Origin of the sequence: Escherichia sp. AM3, from assembly GCF_032029835.1 — a bacterium.
Classification (GTDB): Bacteria; Pseudomonadota; Gammaproteobacteria; order Enterobacterales; family Enterobacteriaceae; genus Escherichia; species Escherichia coli.
In genome coordinates this window covers 34,500-54,327 of record NZ_JAVUPQ010000008.1, presented here as the reverse complement: position 1 = coordinate 54,327, position 19,828 = coordinate 34,500, and the positions used below count along the sequence as shown (strand labels likewise).

The window sequence follows — 19,828 nt, the reverse complement described above, 5'->3', positions numbered from 1 at the left end:
CGTTAAGATGTCCATATTGTTGTTTTAGGCCCGCTAGTAATGCGCTACGGGTATTTAATATTGTTAAACCCTGATAATCGCTCCGGTTATTTCCGGGATAAATGTACTACCGCAGTTACTATCATAGCCCCGACAATAAAACTTGCCGGGGCTTTTTTGACGCTATTAATGACTTTCTTTTTCGCGTAAACGCCAGGCGTGTAATAACGGTTCGGTATAGCCGTTTGGCTGTTTCACGCCGAGGAAGATTAAATCGCTGGCAGCTTTAAAAGCACACGAGTTAGCGAAATTCCCCGCCATCGGACGATAAGCCGGATCGCCAGCGTTTTGCTGATCAACCACTTTCGCCATATTCTCCAGCGACGCCTGCACCTGTTCTTTGGTCAGAATACCGTGACGTAACCAGTTGGCGATATGCTGGCTGGAGATACGCAGCGTTGCGCGGTCTTCCATCAACGCCACATTGTGAATATCCGGCACTTTTGAACAACCAATCCCCTGCTCCACCCAGCGCACCACGTACCCCAGAATCCCCTGCACGTTGTTATCCAGCTCTTGTTGGATCTCTTGCGCCGACCAGTTAGCGTTTTCAGCAACCGGAATAGTCAGCAGATCGTCCAGCAGCGGTTCAAATTCAGCATTGAACTCGGTCTGGGCAATGTTGGCTTGTACGCTCTGTACGTTGGTTTGGTGGTAGTGCAGCGCATGGAGCGTAGCAGCGGTTGGTGACGGAACCCAGGCTGTGTTTGCCCCGGCACGCAGTTGGTCGCCCTTCTGGCTGTACATGTCTGCCATCAGGTCCGGCATTGCCCACATGCCTTTACCAATTTGCGCTTTACCGCGCAGCCCACAGAACAGACCGGAAAGCACGTTATTACGCTCGTAGGCTTTGATCCAAGGCGTCGATTTCATCTGATTTTTACGCAGCATCGGGCCAGCTTCCATCACCGAATGCATTTCATCGCCGGTACGGTCGAGGAAACCGGTATTGATGAACGCCACGCGGTTGCGCGCCTGAGCGATACAGCTACGCAAGTTCAGCGAGGTCCGACGTTCTTCATCCATAATGCCCATTTTCAGGGTATTCGGTGCCATACCGAGCATTGTCTCAATGCGGGTAAACAGTTTGTTGGCGAACGCCACTTCCTGCGGACCGTGCATTTTCGGTTTCACAATATAGACGCTGCCAGTGCGCGAGTTTTTCTGCACTTTTAAATCATAGAGGGCAATCGCGCCAGTCATGACGCCATCAAGAATGCCTTCCGGGATTTCATTGCCTTCGCTGTCCCAAATCACAGGAATGGTCATCAAATGACCCACGTTGCGGATAAACAGCAGCGAGCGTCCGTGCAGAGAAATTTCAGAGCCATCGGCGGCGGTGTAATGACGATCGTCATTCAGTTTACGCACGATTTGCCGACCGTTTTTCTCCATTTTCTCTTGCAGAGTCCCCTGCATCAGGCCCAGCAGGTTGCGGTACAGCAGGATTTTATCTTCCGCATCAACCGCCGCGACCGAATCTTCGCAGTCGAGAATGGTACTGATAGCAGCTTCGACGATAACATCGTTGATGTGCGCCGGATCGTCTTTGCCAATCCGCCCATTGGCATCGATTTGCAGCTCAATATGCAGGCCGTTATTTTTCAGCAAAATGCAGGTCGGCGCAGCGGCATCGCCACGGTAACCGACAAACTGTGCTGGAGTACGTAACGTGGTTTCTTTACCATTTTTCAACTGGATGCGTAATTGTTTATCAACCACCTTAAACGCCACCACATCCTGATAGCTGCCGTTTTCCAGCGGTAGAGATTCATCGAGGAAACGCCGAACCCAGGCGATAACCTGCTCACCGCGTTGCGGATCGTAGCCGCTGACCATCGCCCCTTCCTGCGGGATGATGTCGCTGCCGTATAACGCATCGTACAGTGAGCCCCAGCGAGCGTTCGCCGCGTTCAGCGCGTAGCGGGCGTTCATTGCCGGAACCACCAGCTGCGGCCCCGCCTGGCTGGTGATTTCGCTGTCAATGCCCGTGGTTTCCACCGTCACGCGCTCCGGTTGCGGCACCAGGTAGCCCAGTTCACGCAGGAAAGATTTATAGGCCGCTTTATCTTTTACCGGCCCCGGATTGCTGCGATGCCACTCATCAAGCGCTGCCTGAATGCGATCGCGTTCTGCCAGCAACTGACGATTTTCTGGTGCCAGATCATGAACGATCTCATCAAAATTGCGCCAGAACGCCGCAACGTCCAGCCCTGTTCCCGGTAAAACTTCTTCATCCACAAAACGTTTAAAATTGGCGTCAATGCGTAAACGGCTCTGGGTTATGGTTTGACTCATTGTTTATCTCCTCGTTTTCGCTTATTTCGCCAACACCGCTGCTGCCGCTTTCGCGACCTGCGCATCCTGTGCTCCGGTTAAACCAGAAACGCCCACGGCACCAATAATTTGCCCATCCACAACAACCGGTACGCCGCCTTCCAGCGACGTTAATAACGGCGCAGTCACGAACGCGGTACGTCCGTTGTTCACCATCTCTTCATAGCCCTTAGTTTCACGACGCCCCAGCGCGGCGGTACGCGCTTTCTCCTGGGAGATATAAGCCGCAATCGGCGCGCAATCGTCCATGCGACTTAACGCCAGCAGATGACCGCCGTCATCGGCAACAGCAATGGAAACAGACCAGTTATTTTTCTGCGCCTCTTCCTGACCTGCGGCAATAATTGCACTCGCCATTTGCTGGCTAAGAATGACTTTAGTTTTCATTTTGTTATTCCTTTTCAAGGGCTTGTTCTACAATTTCAATCCAGTGACGCACAGAGGTACGACCGGCGCTCGCCAGATGCGTCTGGCAACCAATGTTGGCGGTGACGATCATTTCCGGTTTGCCGCTTTCCAGCGCATTCATTTTGTTATCCCGCAGCTGGCGTGCCAGATCGGGATGCGTTAACGCATATGTTCCCGCTGAACCGCAGCACAGATGGCTGTCGGGAACGTCCGTTAAGGTAAATCCAAGACGAAGCAACACTTTTTCCACTTCGCCGTTCAGCTTTTGCGCATGTTGTAGGGTACACGGACAGTGGAAGGCCAGCTTTTTATCGCCGCGAATTGCCAGTTTTTCCAGCGGTTCCTCGCGCAGAAGTTCGACTAAATCGACCGCCAGTTCACTGACCTGACGCGCTTTATCGGCATATAACGCATCGTTTTTCAGCATCTGCCCATACTCTTTGACAAACGCGCCGCAGCCGCTGGCGGTTTGCAAAATTGCCTCGGCACCTGCTTCAATCGCGGGCCACCAGGCATCAATATTATTGCGCGCCCGTGCCAGCCCTTTCTCCTGCGCATTAAGATGATAGTCCACCGCGCCACAACAGCCTGCTTCGTTAGCTGGCATGACGCTGATCCCCAGACGATCCAGCACTCGCGCAGTTGCCGCGTTGGTGTTGGGCGAAAGCGTAGGCTGGGCGCAGCCTTCCAACATTAAAACCCGACGCTTATGGCGCAGCGGCGGACGCGGTTTAGCTTTCACCGTTTCAGCAGGCAGTTTTGCTCTGACCTGTTCCGGTAAAAACGGTCGCAGCACCAGCCCTACCTGCGTCAGCGCACGGAAGACCGCCGGACGCGGCACTACCTGGCGCAATCCTTCGCGCAGTATTCGCTCCGGCAGTGGGCGTTTCACTTTCTGCTCGACAATATCACGCCCGATATCCAGCAAATTGTGATAGCGCACACCAGAAGGACAGGTGGTTTCACAATTACGGCAAGTGAGGCAGCGATCGAGATGCTCCTGTGTTTTAAGCGTGACTTCGTTGCCTTCCAGCACCTGTTTAATCAGATAGATGCGCCCGCGCGGCCCGTCCAGTTCATCGCCCAGAAGCTGATAGGTTGGGCAGGTTGCGGTACAAAATCCGCAGTGAACACAGGCGCGCAGGATGCTGTCGGCTTCCAGCGCGCGCGCGTTCTGCCGCATCTCTTCAGTTAATTGGGTTTGCATAGCCTGCTCCTCAAAGTTCCGCGTACATGCGACCGGGGTTAAACACGCCGCAAGGGTCGAGCTGCTGTTTAAGCTGCTGGTGATAGCGGAATAAAGGAGCCGATAGCGGGGCAAAGCCACCATCTCCGGCACTAAAGCGGGTCGCATGACCGCCAGCGTTGCGGGCGATGCGATGGATTTGATTGTCCTCGGCTGTCGATTTCAGCCAGCGTAACGCCCCGCCCCAGTCGATCAGTTGCTCGCCGGGTAAATCCATCATCGGCGCATCACTGGGTAATGAAATGCGCCATAAGGTACCTGGTAACGAGAAGAACGGCAGTTGTTGTTCACGCAATTGCTGCCAGAACTGACCGGCAACCTCTTCGCCACCCAGCAGTTCACGCGCTGCTTTTACCGATCCTTCGCCGCCCTCAAGGCGGATCCACAACGCATTGTCGAAGTAACATAAGCCACTAATGGGTAATGGCTGGAGTTGCCACTCGGCGATTTCACTCATGGCTTCTTGCAGGCTGATTTCCCGACGCAGGCTCAGGGAGGCGCGCGGTCGCGGTAACACTTTCATTGAGATTTCAGTGAGCACGCCAAGACAACCGTAGCTTCCGACCATTAACCGTGAGAGATCGTATCCGGCAACGTTTTTCATCACTTCGCCACCAAAACGCAGATGTTTTCCAGCGCCGGTAATGATGCGCGTGCCGAGGACAAAATCGCGGACCGAACCGCTCCACGGGCGACGCGGCCCCGCCAGCCCGCAGGCGACCATCCCGCCCCAGGTGGCTTCTTCACCATAATGCGGCGGCTCACAGGGGAGCATTTGCCCCGCGCTTTCCAGCGCCGCTTCAATTGTCACCAGCGGCGTTCCGACACGCGCGGTTATCACCAGCTCGGTCGGGTCGTAATTAACAATGCCGCGATGACAACGAACATCCAGCGTTTGCCCGGTGACAGGGCGACCTAAAAAGGCTTTGCTATTGCTGCCCTGAATCACCAGCGGCGTTTTATCGCTAATCGCCTGATTCACCTGCTCCAGCAGCGCCTGGCTGTAATCACACTCGCGTAGCATCAGAAACGCTCCAGTTCAGGGAAAGGTAAATGACCGTGATGCACATGCATGGCACCAAATTCAGCACAGCGGTGTAGCGTGGGAATGTTTTTCCCAGGGTTCAGCAAACCATCGGGGTCAAATGCCGCCTTGACCGCATGGAAGGTCGTGATTTCATCGCTGTTGAACTGGGCGCACATTTGATTGATTTTTTCTCGCCCGATGCCATGTTCGCCACTGATGCTGCCGCCAACTTCAACGCAGAGTTCGAGGATCTTCCCGCCCAGCTCTTCCGCGCGGGCAAATTCACCGGGTTCGTTGGCATCGAAAAGGATTAACGGGTGCATGTTGCCATCTCCGGCATGAAAGACGTTGGCAACACGTAAATCATATTGCTGCGATAAACGGGCAATGCCTTCCAGTACGCCAGGCAGGGCGCGACGCGGGATGGTGCCATCCATGCAGTAGTAATCCGGGGAGATACGTCCTACCGCCGGGAACGCATTTTTGCGACCGGCCCAGAAACGTACGCGCTCTGCTTCGTCCTGTGCCAGACGGACGTCAGTCGCGCCCGCTTTCAACAAGATGTCGTTAACCCGCTCGCAGTCTTCCTGTACGTCAGACTCCACGCCGTCCAGCTCGCATAACAAAATCGCTTCGGCGTCGACGGGATAACCGGCATGAATAAAATCTTCCGCCGCGCGGATCGACAGGTTATCCATCATCTCCAGCCCGCCGGGGATAATGCCATTGGCGATGATGTCACCAACCGCAAGTCCGGCTTTTTCTACCGAGTCAAAGCTGGCTAACAGAACCCGCGCCACGGGCGGCTTCGGCAGCAGTTTTACCGTCACTTCGGTGGTCACGCCGAGCATACCTTCCGATCCGGTGAACAGCGCCAGCAGGTCAAAACCAGGTGAATCCAGCGCGTCCGATCCCAGCGTCAGTGCCTCGCCGTCCAGCGTTTGCACTTCAATTTTCAGCAGGTTATGTACGGTCAGACCATATTTCAGGCAGTGGACGCCGCCGGCATTTTCAGCCACATTGCCGCCAATGGAACAGGCGATTTGTGAGGAAGGGTCCGGTGCGTAGTAGAGATTATGCGGTGCAACGGCCTGGGAGATCGCCAGGTTACGCACGCCTGGCTGCACGCGCGCGCGGCGACCAACGGGGTTAATGTCGAGGATCTCTTTAAAGCGCGCCATCACCAACAACACACCTTTTTCCAGCGGCAGCGCGCCACCAGAAAGCCCGGTGCCTGCACCACGGGTCACCACCGGTACACGCAGGCGATGGCAGACAGCCAGAATCGCTGTCACCTGTTCCATTTGCTTAGGCAGAACAACCAGTAATGGACGCGTGCGATACGCGCTCAACCCGTCACACTCGTAAGGAATGATCTCCTCATCGGTATGCAGGATCTCAAGTCCAGGGACATGCTCACGCAGTGCCATCAGTACCGATGTGCGGTCGACATCGGGTAAAGCGCCATCAAGACGCTCTTCGTACAAGATGCTCATGAGTAGGCTTCGCTTTGTTGTGTTGTGTGGCAGCTGATTTTTGCGCGCTGCTTCTGTGAACAGTTATTAAGCGGGCTTTTCGTTTTCGTCTATCTCTTTAGCTACCGGTCAGACCATTTTTTTTCCAGCTCTGTGACCTTGTCTTGGTTAACTAAATGTTAAATTGATGTAACATAATCACTTGCGTGATGTGCGTGTTTTGCGAGTTAAGAACAGAAAAATTGGTCCTACCTGTGCACGAGGTCCGGGAATGAAAGATGAACGTCGCCCTATTTGCGAAGTGGTTGCAGAGAGTATCGAACGGTTAATTATCGACGGCGTACTGAAGGTCGGTCAGCCGCTTCCCTCGGAACGTCGACTGTGTGAAAAGCTCGGCTTCTCACGCTCCGCACTGCGTGAAGGGCTGACCGTGCTGCGCGGGCGCGGGATTATTGAAACGGCGCAGGGTCGCGATTCTCGTGTCGCACGGCTTAATCGGGTGCAGGACACCAGCCCGCTGATCCATCTGTTCAGTACGCAGCCGCGAACGCTGTACGATCTGCTCGACGTTCGCGCATTACTGGAGGGCGAATCGGCAAGGCTGGCGGCAACGCTGGGAACGCAGGCTGATTTTGTTGTGATAACCCGCTGTTATGAAAAAATGCTCGCCGCCAGTGAGAACAACAAAGAGATTTCGCTGATCGAACATGCGCAGTTGGATCACGCTTTCCATCTCGCCATTTGTCAGGCTTCTCACAATCAGGTGCTGGTGTTTACGCTGCAATCATTGACCGATCTGATGTTTAATTCAGTGTTTGCCAGCGTAAATAATCTCTACCATCGACCACAGCAAAAAAAGCAGATCGATCGCCAGCATGCGCGGATCTACAACGCGGTGTTGCAGCGGCTGCCGCACGTCGCCCAGCGCGCAGCACGCGATCATGTGCGGACCGTGAAAAAGAATCTCCACGATATCGAGCTGGAAGGCCACCATTTGATTCGCTCGGCGGTGCCGCTGGAGATGAACCTGAGTTAGCTGGTATTAAATCTGCTTTTCATACAATCGGTAACGCTTGTACGGCTCCGCCCCAATGCGTTCCAGCATGTTATTCATGCCTGTATTGGTTTCGAGGATCCATGACATCTCCAGCGCATCGATCTTCCGGCGGGCAAACGGATCGCGTAAGGCTTCAATCAATAACAGCGCAATCACCGGGCCGATGCGGCTGAACTGATACTCGTCGCGCACGCCCATCAGCGGTACTCGCGCAGTTCGCACACCGCTGACTTTCAAACGCCACAGCAATTTTGCCCAGCCGAAGGGAAAGAGCGATCCGTTCAGATCGGCAATCGCCTCGTTGATGTTCGGCAAGCCGACAATAAACGCGCAGGGTGCAGAATCAATCTCAGCGATATAGATCATATCGTCCGGCACCAGATATTTAAGTTGATCGCCCATGGTCGCGAATTCATGTTCGGTAAACGGCACAAATCCCCAGTTGTGCTGCCAGCCAGAGTTGAAAATCTCACGCAGGATCTGCATCTCTTCGGCAAACCGCTGACGATTGATGCAGCGAATGGTCACCTTTTTGCGCACCTGATCCATCAGTTTTTTTAGCGCCGGAGAGAAAGTGAGATCGGTTCGCTGCATCCACCACGCCAGTAAATCAATGCCTTTGTGATAACCCAGTTGTTCAATATGCGCGGCATACCACGGTTTGCCGTGTGGCATCATCGCACAGGGTGGTGTGTCAAAACCTTCAATCAGTAATCCGCTTTCCTGATTGATATTCAGGCTGAAAGGCCCGCTGATCTTACTTGCACCTTGTGACTTCAACCACGCTTCCGCTGCGCCAAACAACGCGGCAAAAACCTGCGGATCATCAATGGCGTCAATCATGCCGAAATGACCGGTATCTTTGCCGTAACGCTCGCGGTGCAAGGTATCTATTTGCGCGGTAATACGCCCAACTATCTGCCCCGCTTTTTTTGCCACCCACGCCTGCCAGATGATATGGTCCGTCCCCGGATTTTTCGCAGACAAATGCTCGTTGCGTTCAATGAATAAAGGGGGTATCCAGTTTGGATCGTCGGGATAAAGTGATGACGGAAAAGCGATAAATGCCTTAAGGTCATTTTTATTAATTACTTTTTCAATTTTAATCATCAGCAGATCGCATTCCATAGTTCTGTTCTGTGGGTAACAAATAATTAACGGTGACAAACAGGTTGCAACAGCAACGAACGGCACCTTAATAATCAACCCAATGAATACAAACGACGAATAAATAGTATTTATTAATGATTACGATAAGGTCAGAGACTACACAGAAGCGCCACAATGCCTTTTGTCGATTTAAGGCGACCGGACAAGGCTTCTTCTTAATATATTCATAAATTAAATATCATTCACAATAAAAACAAAAAAACTCAAACTCATTATTTAAATCAATGTTCATTTTCACACTGATGAAAATACTATCTCATTTATCTTTTATGCCTATATAATCCACCGCATTATTGTCATTTTATTTTGGATATCCAATTTTTTCGTGGTGTATATGTCTAATAAAATCTTTACGCATTCCCTACCTATGCGCTATGCCGATTTTCCAACGCTGGTTGATGCTTTGGACTACGCCGCTCTGAGTAGCGCCGGAATGAATTTTTATGACAGACGTTGCCAACTTGAAGATCAACTGGAATATCAGACGTTAAAAGCACGTGCCGAAGCTGGTGCGAAGCGGTTGTTATCGCTGAACCTGAAAAAAGGCGATCGCGTGGCACTGATTGCCGAAACAAGTAGCGGGTTCGTAGAGGCTTTTTTTGCCTGCCAGTATGCCGGCTTAGTCGCCGTCCCGTTGGCGATTCCAATGGGCGTTGGTCAGCGGGATTCCTGGAGCGCCAAATTGCAGGGTTTACTGGCAAGTTGCCAGCCCGCAGCCATTATCACTGGTGATGAGTGGTTGCCACTGGTCAATGCCGCGACGCATGACAACCCCGAATTACATGTTTTAAGCCACGCCTGGTTTAAGGCATTACCGGAAGCCGATGTTGCGCTCCAGCGTCCAGTTCCGAACGATATCGCCTACCTCCAGTACACCTCCGGCAGCACCCGTTTTCCCCGTGGCGTCATTATCACCCATCGCGAAGTGATGGCTAATCTACGTGCTATAAGCCACGACGGCATTAAATTACGCCCTGGCGACCGCTGCGTCTCCTGGCTGCCTTTCTACCATGATATGGGACTGGTCGGCTTTCTCCTGACCCCCGTCGCCACGCAGCTTTCAGTAGATTATTTGCGCACTCAGGATTTTGCCATGCGTCCTCTGCAATGGCTTAAATTGATCAGTAAAAATCGCGGCACCGTTTCCGTTGCGCCGCCGTTTGGCTATGAATTGTGCCAGCGCCGCGTGAATGAAAAAGATCTCGCTGAACTGGATCTTTCCTGCTGGCGCGTCGCTGGTATTGGTGCTGAGCCGATCTCCGCAGAACAACTCCATCAATTCGCTGAATGTTTCCGTCAGGTTAACTTTGACGATAAAACGTTCATGCCGTGCTACGGACTGGCAGAAAATGCGCTGGCTGTCAGCTTCTCTGATGAAGCCTCCGGGGTTGTGGTTAACGAAGTGGATCGCGACATCCTCGAATATCAGGGCAAAGCCGTCGCGCCGGGTGCAGAGACACGCGCCGTATCGACTTTCGTCAACTGCGGCAAAGCGTTGCCGGAACATGGTATTGAAATCCGCAATGAAGCAGGTATGCCGGTCGCGGAACGTGTGGTAGGCCATATTTGCATCTCCGGTCCCAGTCTGATGAGCGGTTACTTTGGCGACCAGGTTTCGCAAGACGAGATTGCCGCGACGGGCTGGTTAGACACCGGCGACCTCGGTTATCTGCTGGACGGTTATCTGTATGTCACCGGACGCATTAAAGATCTGATTATTATTCGTGGCCGTAATATCTGGCCGCAGGATATTGAATATATTGCGGAACAAGAACCGGAAATTCATTCTGGCGATGCGATTGCTTTTGTTACCGCCCAGGAAAAAATCATTTTGCAGATCCAGTGTCGGATCAGCGACGAAGAACGTCGCGGGCAGCTTATCCACGCGCTGGCGGCACGGATCCAAAGCGAATTTGGCGTGACCGCGGCTATCGATCTGTTGCCGCCCCACAGTATTCCCCGAACGTCCTCCGGCAAGCCTGCCCGTGCGGAAGCGAAAAAACGTTATCAGAAGGCTTATGCTGCCAGTCTTAATGTGCAGGAATCCCTGGCATGAATCAAACTGTCGCGGTGACGGGCGCTACCGGGTTTATCGGTAAATATATTATCGATAACCTGCTCGCCCGCGGCTTTCACGTGCGCGCATTGACGCGTACTGCCCGCGCTCACGTCAATGATAATCTCACCTGGGTGCGCGGTTCGCTGGAAGATACTCATTCACTTAGCGAGCTGGTTGCCGGAGCCAGCGCAGTGGTCCATTGCGCCGGGCAAGTGCGCGGGCACAAAGAAGAGATTTTCACCCGCTGTAACGTTGACGGCAGCCTGCGCCTGATGCAAGCAGCAAAAGAGAGCTGCTTTTGCCAACGTTTTCTGTTTATCTCTTCGCTGGCGGCGCGCCATCCCGAGCTCTCCTGGTACGCAAATTCCAAACACATCGCCGAACAACGGCTGACTGCAATGGCTGACGAAATTACGCTGGGCGTTTTTCGCCCGACAGCCGTGTATGGTCCCGGCGATAAAGAGTTAAAACCGCTGTTTGACTGGATGCTGCGCGGCCTGCTGCCACGACTTGGTGCACCAGATACACAGCTCTCTTTCCTGCACGTCACCGATTTTGCGCAAGCAGTGGGTCAGTGGTTAAGCGCCGAAACTGTACAGACGCAAACCTATGAATTATGCGATGGCGTCGCTGGCGGCTATGACTGGCAACGCATACAGCAACTTGCCGCCAACGTCCGTTGCGGTTCCGTGCGAATGGTTGGTATTCCTCTGCCGGTACTCACCTGCCTTGCGGATATCAGTACTGCGTTGAGTCGCCTGGCGGGTAAAGAACCTATGCTGACCCGCTCGAAAATTCGTGAATTAACCCACGCCGACTGGTCGGCAAGTAATAACCGTATTTCTGAAGATATTAATTGGTTTCCCGGGATTAGCCTGGAACACGCATTACGCAACGGGCTATTTTGATTGTCTTGTTTAAAGGTGTGTTAACGTTTCTATGGTAAATCGTGAAATAGTAATGGATTACATCCTTTCCTGTTTACAGGATTTGGTCGAAAACGGTGTGGAAATTAAGCCCGACAGCGATCTCGTCAACGATCTTGGCCTGGAGTCGATCAAAGTGATGGATCTCTTAATGATGCTGGAAGACAGATTCGATATTTCCATTCCTATTAATATTCTGCTGGATGTCAAAACCCCTGCGCAATTAATGGAAACTCTACTTCCATGGCTGGAGAATAAATAATGGGGCTATACGATAAATATGCGCGCCTTGCTGGCGAGCGACTGCAATTTAGTGACAACGGGTTAACACCGTTTGGCACCTGTATTGATGAAGTGTATTCCGCCACCGAAGGCCGGATCGGCAATAAAAAAGTGATTCTGGCCGGGACCAATAATTACCTCGGTTTAACCTTTAATCATGATGCCATCGCCGAAGGTCAGGCAGCGTTAGCGGCCCAAGGCACCGGCACCACCGGTTCTCGTATGGCAAACGGCAGTTATGCGCCGCACCTGGCGTTAGAGAAAGAGATTGCCGAGTTTTTCAATCGCCCTACCGCTATCGTTTTTTCAACCGGTTATACCGCTAATTTAGGCGTCATCAGCGCACTTGCCGACCATAACGCCGTGGTGTTACTGGATGCCGACAGCCACGCCAGTATTTATGACGCCTGTTCTCTCGGTGGCGCGGAAATTATTCGTTTCCGCCATAACGATGCTAAAGATCTGGAACGGCGCATGGTTCGCCTCGGTGAACGGGCGAAAGAGGCGATTATCATCGTTGAGGGCATCTACAGTATGCTCGGTGACGTTGCGCCGCTGGCGGAAATTGTTGATATCAAACGTCGTCTCGGTGGTTATTTGATTGTCGATGAAGCGCATTCGTTTGGCGTGTTAGGCGCAACGGGGCGCGGACTGGCTGAAGCTGTCGGCGTTGAAGATGATGTGGATATTATCGTTGGTACTTTCAGTAAAAGTCTGGCCTCGATTGGCGGTTTTGCTGTCGGTTCGGAAGCGATGGAAGTGCTGCGCTACGGCAGCCGCCCGTATATTTTTACCGCCTCTCCTTCTCCGTCCTGCATTGCGACCGTGCGCTCATCGTTAAGAACCATTGCCACACAACCAGAGCTGCGGCAAAAGCTGATGGATAACGCCAACCATCTGTATGACGGTCTGCAAAAACTGGGTTATGAGTTAAGTTCACATATTAGCCCGGTAGTGCCAGTAATAATCGGTTCGAAAGAGGAAGGTTTACGCATCTGGCGCGAGCTTATCTCGCTGGGCGTGTATGTGAATCTTATCCTGCCGCCTGCCGCGCCTGCAGGCATCACGCTGCTGCGCTGTAGCGTAAATGCTGCCCACAGTCGTGAGCAAATCGATGCCATCATTCAGGCATTTGCTACTCTGAAGCAGTAATGTGAGCCCGCCGTGGTGTTTGCGCCACGGCGGGTTTAATGTTGTCTGTCATACCAATACACCAGGCTCAACGCCACCAACACAAACGCTACCGGTAAACCGAGCGCGGTAACAGGTGCGCTTAACGCAAATAGCAATCCCAAATTGACCATGATTTGATAGCTGATCCAGGTGAGTAAGCCAACGATGACGCCTACAGCGAGACGGCTACCCATCCCTGGCGAGCGCGGGGCGCTAAAGGTAAACGGCACAGCCAGCAAAATCATCGCCAGGGTCAGGATCGGTTGCCCCAGTTTTTCCCACAGTGCAAGGCGGTATTCGCTGCTGGGTTGCCCGGTTTCCTGCAAATAATGGATGTAATGATTAAGCTGACGGACAGAAAAAGTATTCCCCGGCATCGATAACTCATCAAGATCCATACTGGTGAAGGCCGATTGCCAGGCAAGATTATCTGATGTTTCCAGCGTTTCTTTACCGTTAAGCCATTTTTTATGATTCACACCATGCAGGATCCACGTTTTGTCGTCTTTAATGGTGGCACTGCGTGCATAAATGTAGGATTCGAGCGAAAGATCGTCACGATAATGAAAAATCTCCACGCCCACAGGCTGGCCCTGTTCATTCAGCGATTTCACCGTCACAAATTCATTGCCGCGCCTGGCCCACAGCATATTGCCGGTAATGTCATCGTCCTCCCCCAACGCGGTGGCGGTCGATTTGATTTGCAGCGCCTGTTGCTGCAATGGCGACGCCACCCACTCATCTATCGCGCCTAACGAAACAGTCCACAATATCCCGGCAACCAGCGCCACCAGTGCAATACGGAAGATAGAAAACCCCGTGCTGCGAATGGCGGTAAGCTCACTGTTTTTCGATAACTGCCCCAGGCCAACAATCCCTCCCAATAAGGCGATAAACGGCGAAAGTTCGACCAGTGTGCGCGGTAAGGTCATTAGCACCACCAGCACCGCCTGAGTCCAGCGATAACCGCCCGGGCTGACATCATCCAGTTCGTTAATCAGGTTGAAGGTGGTAAAAAGCGGCAGCAATAGCCCTGCGGCGGCGGCAAAACCGAGAAAGAGATGACGGATTAAATAGCGACTGAAAACATTCATCGGGAAAATTTCTGCAGCAAAGTGAAGTCGCGTGCAACCAGCATCAGCAGGCCCATTAGCATGAGTCCGGGCACTAACCACAAACCAGGAATGAGAGGAATCGCGCCGTTAGCCACCAGCGTACGGCAGACGTCGCCGCCATAAAAAATGGCAACAAACAGCAACGTCAGTGGCAATAACGTTGAAAATCGCCCTTGCCGCGGTTTTACCCGACTTAATGAAATGGCCAGCAGCGCCATCAACAATGCGGTCAGGCCACGGCTTTGTCGCCATTGCAGTTCGGCATGATCGGCCGGAAAGACGGAGCGCGCCAGCTCCGTGACCGATTTTGCTTTGCGTTTGACGTTAGGGCTTTGATCCAGCGGATTCAGATGTAATTGCAGATTACGGTAGATCTGTTCGTTGTCGTCACGCCCCTGATGATCGAGAAGATAGGCGGTGCCGTTGTGCAACATAACGGTCGGTTTCTCGGGAGATGGGTCAACCACATCAACCGAACGGGCGCGGAAAATGCGGGTTCGATTGGCAGTAGAAGTATAAATCAGCGCGTCAGTCAGGCGATTATTATCCTGATCAACCGTCTGCGAAAGGATCATTCGTCCGTTATCGTTAGTGTTAAATTTCTTTGCCCGCAACTGGCGAACATCCAGCTCCGACTGCGACTGCTGCTCCAGTTGATAAATCTGCGCATAAGCCCACGGACGACCATACATCGACAGAAGGGTGACAAAAATACTTAGCGGTATCGCCAGATAAAGAACGGCTTTGTACAAGCGTCCCGGACTGCCCCCCGCCGCAGAGATAGCGGTAATTTCCGAGTCGGTATACATCTGCCCTAGCGTCACGCCAACTGACACATACAGACCAACAGGTAACAACATCTCCAGTGCAATCAGCACTTTGTAGAAAACGATATCCAGCACAACATCAAGAGCTAATGTCCCATTTGCCGCTTCGGTCAGATAACGCTGTGAGGAGTAGCTGGCGAAAATAAAGATCAGAAAACCGACGATAATCAGCACCAGACGGCGCGTACCACGCATGATGTAGTGTTCAACCAGCTTCATCTCACTAACGCCCTCAATCCTTTGAGTTTTTTATTCATTGATCAGTTTCTGCGCCAACGCAATGACATGATCTACCTCTTCCGGCGTCAGGCTGCCGTCCTTTGCCCACTGAATTTGCCCGGCTTTATTCAGCACCAGAATGGTTGAACTCTGCTCCGGCAAGCGCCAGGCAACGCGTCCCTGTCCATTGCCGTCAATAACGAATTGCGCCCACGGATAGCGGCGTTTATTTTTTTCGATTTTGCCAACAACAAAATAGCCAGTACCAAAGATGGCATCATCGGTGTTCACAATGGTGGTGGGCTGAAAACGATCCTGCGGAAAGTTTGCCGCTTCAACCGCTTTAATTAACAGTGAGTTCTTTTTCTTCGCCGACTTACGCCCGGCGATATACTGGATAATGCGGACTTTTCCCGCCAATTGTGTGCTGTTCCACTTTTGGTAGTGAATTTCGTCGTCACTATTCAGAAGCAGCTCGCCGCCTTCCTGGATATAAACGGGGGTAACCGTTTTGCCAGTGACGAAATTGTGTGCCTGAACACCCGGGGCTAAGAGCATGATAATCAGCGCAATAATCAAACGAGATGACATCATTGCTCCGGTTATAGCGGAAAACGCGAAATCAGCAGCTCTAAGCGCTGGCGAATAACGCTATCCAGCGCCACCGGTGCATCATACGACTGGCGGTTTTCCATATCATCCGCCACCATGTCGTCGTGTTTATCCCCCATCAGGCCATTAATGGCGGCGAGGAAACGGGAAATCTGTAACGCCTCTTTATTTTCAGGATCAAGCGATCTTAAGGTATCGTAATAAGAAACCTGCTGGCTGATGATTTTTCGCACATCATGAAATTCCCTGCCGGTTAGTCGCGGTTTGGCAATTATCTCTTTCAGGGCATGCATTTGCTTTTGCCGATAGGCAATAAAACCGCTTACGCTTTCTAACTGGCTATGGCGTAATGAATAGTTCACCAACGACCAGACCGGAGAGCTTAAATAAATCCGCAACAGGTTGCCGTAATATGACACAATATTTTTCTTACCGTTACGAAATCCGTCCTGAAAACGTCCCAGAAAAACGGTCGTTTTGCCGAATAAAAATCCGGCCTGATGCTTCTTTAAATACAGCCGTTGCGCAAAACGCAGGTGCTTGTAGCGCGCTCGCATGTATTTAAATTGTTTGCGCTCATCAGCAGTCAGCTCATCGCCTTTGGCTTGTTTGCGAACTAAACGCAGTAATTCCTGACGATCAACGCCATTGAGCCAGAATTGCAGGCATAACGCGTAATTATCATGAATGATTTCGGTGGTACAACTTAGTGCAATAGTCGGCGGCAAACTGACCTGTGCATCAACGACATCATCTTCTTCAATCGCAACAAATAGACGCTCGCTCGCCTCAAGCGGGAAATATTTTCTCATCATCAGGATTTCTCTCCGGCTGCGTTATAAAGCAAGGAATGACGCTGAAAAAAAGCCTTTAAGGTTGGAATTAACGAGAGCACCACATCCAGACATTGCCCACCGAAGTAAGCAAATGCAGCCCCCAGCACGCCAAACAGATGACAGAACATGAACAGCAATACGATGTAGCCGATTGAGGCGATGGTTTGCGCCACGAGAAAAGCGCGCTGTTTTCCCGCCATCAATAGCAATGACTCCTGCGGGAAGCCCAGCATCGAGATCACAATTGCGCCCAGCATCACCTGAATCAGGTCATACGCTTCGAGATACTTAACGCCAAACACCAGCGAAATTAGCGGCTTGCCGACGATCAACACCGCGAGCGCCACCAGAATACCGATTCCGCCCGCCAGTAAACCGGACTTCACGCCTAACAACCACGGTCTGGTGGTGCGCGGATCTAAACGCATCACCTCTGGGTAAAAACTTTTACCCAGTAAACCCGCTGGCGTTCCGGCGGCGTCGAAGAATGTCATGGCGATTTTAAATAACCCGGCGGCAGCGGGTCCTAACACGATCCCCACCAACACTGTGCTGCACGAGTTACGCGCCGACCAGATGGAGTGGGCAATGTTGGTTGACCAGACAAAACTCCACGCGCCTTTAATGTGTCGGGCAGACTCAAACAGATTCAATTTGAAGGCGTTATGGATATTTCTGCGGCGTAATTCGCGCGCGGCAAACCACCAGTACATGGTGCCGCCAACCAGATTCGACACGTACCAGGCAATAACAAAACCCGCAAAACCAAAGTCAAAATACCAGGCTGCGACGCTCCCCGCTGCGCGCAGAAAAGGTTTCGTCGCCTGCTGTACAGCAATCAAATCAAAGCGATCTACCGCACGCAGAATGCCGGTCGGCGTGGAGGAAGCCATTGAAGGAATGAGCGTGCAATACAGCGCCGCCAGCCAAAAGCTTTGGTCATCCAGACCTAATGAATGGGAAAGGAATGGCAGTAAGGCAATGCCGCCGACAATCGCCACCGCGCCGCTGACGATATCCAGCGAGAAGGAAAATGAGACGACATTGCGAAATTGCTGCGGATTATTGTTGGTCAAGGCTGGCGTTCCGTACTGAACCACCAACTGCCATGTCTGAAACTTAATAAAATCGCTGATCGACTTGGAGTACGATTGCACAATCACCAGTACGCCAAACATGGCGGGCGTCATCCCTTTACCGGCACACGAGAGCGCCAACAGCCCCAGCAAGGCGCTCACGACATTACTGGAGCCTAACCAGGCGCTATTGCGAATAATGGTGCGAAACGCGCCATCTGCAAACCAATGTTTGATGTTAAAACCCGCCAATTCAGCCTGACCTTATCGTTGATAGTAAAAAGTATCCCGCCAGCCTTAAGTTAAACTTCGGCGGTCAGAAACGATGGCAACCAGAGAAACCGCCTTCTGTGCCTGTTCCAGCACTTCGCTGTAGGGCGCTCTGGAATCAATCTCAAGAATTTTTGTGCCGTTATAGCCAATCGTCGACATAACACCGATTTTGTCCTGCAGCTCGGCATAGTCATGGTCAGGCTTGCGGGAGATGGCAGTCTCAATATCAATCCCCAAACGAATGATTAATTCAGGACGGTATTGCGCCATTTGTTGGTATAAACACCGTTCGCGCTGCGCCAGAAACATGCTGATTTTCCCGGTCGCACGTTCGACGCCAATCCCCGGTCCGTCATAATAAAAGCCCGAAATTTCAGCCTGCGGGAAGCGATCGCTGACCACCAGAACGCCACTTTGCGCCAGTCGCTGAACCTTGCGTAGATTCGCCATTCTTCGCAGCGAGAAGCAGTACATAATCACCGCCGCCCATAGCGCTGGAGATTTGGTTTTCATGCTTTGGGTTTTCGAGGATTTGGCCGCCAATCGCCGTTCCAGCCAGACGCCAACCAACGGCAATCGTTTGATTTTGTCGCCGTCTTCGCCGGAGAGCAGCCCCAGATAGCGCCGCTCGGTTTGCCAGTGTTGTTGCAGCGATTTCACCAGGTCGGTGGTCAGTGTGGATTTACCGGTGCCATCACACCCGACCACCGCAATCAGCCCCGGAATGTAGTTGGGCTGCGGCGCGGTTGTACTAATAACAGTTTGTGTTTGTAGTGCATCCATTCGTTAAATCATCCCCTATCCATTTTGGTGATCAGGAAAGCGCGGCGTGAATTGCGCGTAGTGACGCTTGCAGAATTTCATCGGCTGGTTGCCGACCATCCAGTTCAAGGATCTTTGCGCCATTGAATGTCAATTGCGGCGTAACGGCGATTTTTTCCTGTAACGCTGCCAGTTGGTGGTCAGGTTTACGCGCAAACGCGGTTTGTTCATCAATGCCAAGACGAATCAACAATACGGGCAAATAAGACGCCATCCATTGGTACAGCTTCAACTCGCGCTGCCTTAACATTTTTATCCAACCGTTACCGCCCGTGGTTTTTGCCAATTGCGGGCCATCAAAGCGAAACCCCGGCACTTCAACCTGCGGGTAGCGGTCGGTGATGAGCAGAAAGCCTTGCTGGCTTTTACACAACATTTTGCGAAACTTGTACGCCCGCCAGCAGGAAAGCAGATAGATAACCAGTGCAGTAATATTACCAGGCGGTGTTGAGGGCTTTTCGTGCACATGTGCCGCTTTACTTCGCAGATAACGCCCAAAAGGTGCGCCAATAACAGGGAGCTGTGAAATCCATTCGCCAATTCGCCCGGACGATTGCCCGAGATAAATGTGTTCTGTTGGCATTCTTGCTGCCAGTTCATTTACCAGGCTTGCCGTGAGGGTCGATTTACCTGAACCATCACATCCTACAATGGCAATAACATGCACTGGCGTGGAATTAATTATTGACATATTACGTTGATTCACGAAAAACCCGGCAGTAAATAATGTATTGAATATTACGTGGTCCGTGCTCAGAATATCCGTTCAACCTTATTGTGACAATGGTTAATTGTGACATTGACCTGAATTACGCTTTCATAAAAACATATTAACCAAATAAATATTTT

Annotated in this window: 18 protein-coding genes; 5 read left to right on the top strand and 13 right to left on the bottom strand. The window is 52.1% G+C overall.

Annotated elements, in window-relative coordinates; all coding sequences use genetic code 11:
• Nucleotides 1–165: 165 nt before the first annotated feature.
• From glcB to glcD, 5 genes are read right to left on the bottom strand one after another with little or no spacing between them, the layout of a single operon-like run.
• Nucleotides 166–2,337 (bottom strand): malate synthase G, encoded by a 2,172-nt coding sequence (gene glcB / locus RTW80_RS05820; protein WP_063119408.1) that lies wholly within the window; start codon nucleotides 2,335–2,337, stop codon nucleotides 166–168.
• Between the two features lie 21 nt (nucleotides 2,338–2,358).
• Nucleotides 2,359–2,763 carry a GlcG family protein gene (locus RTW80_RS05815; RefSeq protein ID WP_000853256.1) on the bottom strand — a complete coding sequence of 135 codons (405 nt, stop codon included), beginning with the start codon at nucleotides 2,761–2,763 and terminating at the stop codon, nucleotides 2,359–2,361.
• A 4-nt stretch (nucleotides 2,764–2,767) separates the two neighbouring features.
• Nucleotides 2,768–3,991, bottom strand: coding sequence for a glycolate oxidase subunit GlcF (gene glcF / locus RTW80_RS05810; RefSeq protein ID WP_001194661.1), 1,224 nt, complete (start codon nucleotides 3,989–3,991; stop codon nucleotides 2,768–2,770).
• A 10-nt stretch (nucleotides 3,992–4,001) separates the two neighbouring features.
• Nucleotides 4,002–5,054 carry a glycolate oxidase subunit GlcE gene (gene glcE / locus RTW80_RS05805; protein WP_000943100.1) on the bottom strand — a complete coding sequence of 351 codons (1,053 nt, stop codon included), beginning with the start codon at nucleotides 5,052–5,054 and terminating at the stop codon, nucleotides 4,002–4,004.
• On the bottom strand, nucleotides 5,054–6,553 hold the full coding sequence (gene glcD / locus RTW80_RS05800; protein WP_000026117.1) for a glycolate oxidase subunit GlcD: 1,500 nt from the start codon (nucleotides 6,551–6,553) through the stop codon (nucleotides 5,054–5,056). The genes glcE and glcD overlap by 1 nt, the downstream gene beginning before the upstream one ends.
• Nucleotides 6,554–6,803: 250 nt before the next feature.
• Between glcD and glcC the strand changes: the two genes are divergently transcribed.
• Nucleotides 6,804–7,568: a transcriptional regulator GlcC gene (gene glcC, locus RTW80_RS05795; protein WP_001297764.1), complete on the top strand. Its 765-nt coding sequence runs from the start codon at nucleotides 6,804–6,806 to the stop codon at nucleotides 7,566–7,568.
• A gap of 6 nt (nucleotides 7,569–7,574) precedes the next feature.
• On the opposite strand, the gene yghO is transcribed toward glcC, so the two are convergent.
• Nucleotides 7,575–8,717, bottom strand: a complete 1,143-nt coding sequence (gene yghO / locus RTW80_RS05790; protein ID WP_001300526.1) for a protein YghO — start codon at nucleotides 8,715–8,717, stop codon at nucleotides 7,575–7,577.
• 409 nt (nucleotides 8,718–9,126) lie between these two features.
• Here yghO and RTW80_RS05785 point away from each other — a divergent pair, with 409 nt between their 5' ends.
• The 4 genes from RTW80_RS05785 to spt are packed head-to-tail and all read left to right on the top strand — an operon-like array spanning nucleotide 9,127 to nucleotide 13,178.
• Complete coding sequence (locus RTW80_RS05785) at nucleotides 9,127–10,815, top strand: fatty acyl-AMP ligase (protein WP_032264979.1); 1,689 nt, start codon at nucleotides 9,127–9,129, stop codon at nucleotides 10,813–10,815.
• Entirely contained in the window at nucleotides 10,812–11,726 is a 915-nt protein-coding gene (locus RTW80_RS05780) for an NAD-dependent epimerase/dehydratase family protein (RefSeq protein ID WP_001077143.1), read from the top strand. Before RTW80_RS05785 ends, RTW80_RS05780 begins: the two co-directional genes overlap by 4 nt.
• A 31-nt stretch (nucleotides 11,727–11,757) precedes the next feature.
• Nucleotides 11,758–12,006 carry an acyl carrier protein gene (locus tag RTW80_RS05775; protein WP_000248097.1) on the top strand — a complete coding sequence of 83 codons (249 nt, stop codon included), beginning with the start codon at nucleotides 11,758–11,760 and terminating at the stop codon, nucleotides 12,004–12,006.
• Nucleotides 12,006–13,178, top strand: a complete 1,173-nt coding sequence (gene spt, locus RTW80_RS05770) for a serine palmitoyltransferase (RefSeq protein ID WP_000524942.1) — start codon at nucleotides 12,006–12,008, stop codon at nucleotides 13,176–13,178. The genes RTW80_RS05775 and spt overlap by 1 nt, the downstream gene beginning before the upstream one ends.
• A 35-nt stretch (nucleotides 13,179–13,213) precedes the next feature.
• On the opposite strand, the gene lptG is transcribed toward spt, so the two are convergent.
• The 7 genes from lptG to RTW80_RS05735 are packed head-to-tail and all read right to left on the bottom strand — an operon-like array spanning nucleotide 13,214 to nucleotide 19,685.
• A complete protein-coding gene (lptG, locus tag RTW80_RS05765; protein ID WP_001300858.1) occupies nucleotides 13,214–14,293 on the bottom strand; it encodes an LPS export ABC transporter permease LptG in 1,080 nt (359 codons plus the stop codon).
• Nucleotides 14,290–15,360, bottom strand: a complete 1,071-nt coding sequence (lptF, locus tag RTW80_RS05760; protein ID WP_000779676.1) for an LPS export ABC transporter permease LptF — start codon at nucleotides 15,358–15,360, stop codon at nucleotides 14,290–14,292. Before lptF ends, lptG begins: the two co-directional genes overlap by 4 nt.
• A gap of 30 nt (nucleotides 15,361–15,390) precedes the next feature.
• Nucleotides 15,391–15,951 carry a YtfJ family protein gene (locus RTW80_RS05755; protein ID WP_001298770.1) on the bottom strand — a complete coding sequence of 187 codons (561 nt, stop codon included), beginning with the start codon at nucleotides 15,949–15,951 and terminating at the stop codon, nucleotides 15,391–15,393.
• A gap of 11 nt (nucleotides 15,952–15,962) precedes the next feature.
• Complete coding sequence (locus RTW80_RS05750) at nucleotides 15,963–16,787, bottom strand: hypothetical protein (protein WP_063119406.1); 825 nt, start codon at nucleotides 16,785–16,787, stop codon at nucleotides 15,963–15,965.
• On the bottom strand, nucleotides 16,787–18,136 hold the full coding sequence (locus tag RTW80_RS05745; RefSeq protein WP_063119405.1) for a lipopolysaccharide biosynthesis protein: 1,350 nt from the start codon (nucleotides 18,134–18,136) through the stop codon (nucleotides 16,787–16,789). The genes RTW80_RS05750 and RTW80_RS05745 overlap by 1 nt, the downstream gene beginning before the upstream one ends.
• Nucleotides 18,137–18,181: 45 nt before the next feature.
• Nucleotides 18,182–18,940, bottom strand: a complete 759-nt coding sequence (locus RTW80_RS05740) for a hypothetical protein (protein WP_000339505.1) — start codon at nucleotides 18,938–18,940, stop codon at nucleotides 18,182–18,184.
• Between the two features lie 31 nt (nucleotides 18,941–18,971).
• Complete coding sequence (locus RTW80_RS05735) at nucleotides 18,972–19,685, bottom strand: dTMP kinase (RefSeq protein ID WP_001076218.1); 714 nt, start codon at nucleotides 19,683–19,685, stop codon at nucleotides 18,972–18,974.
• Nucleotides 19,686–19,828: the final 143 nt, after the last annotated feature.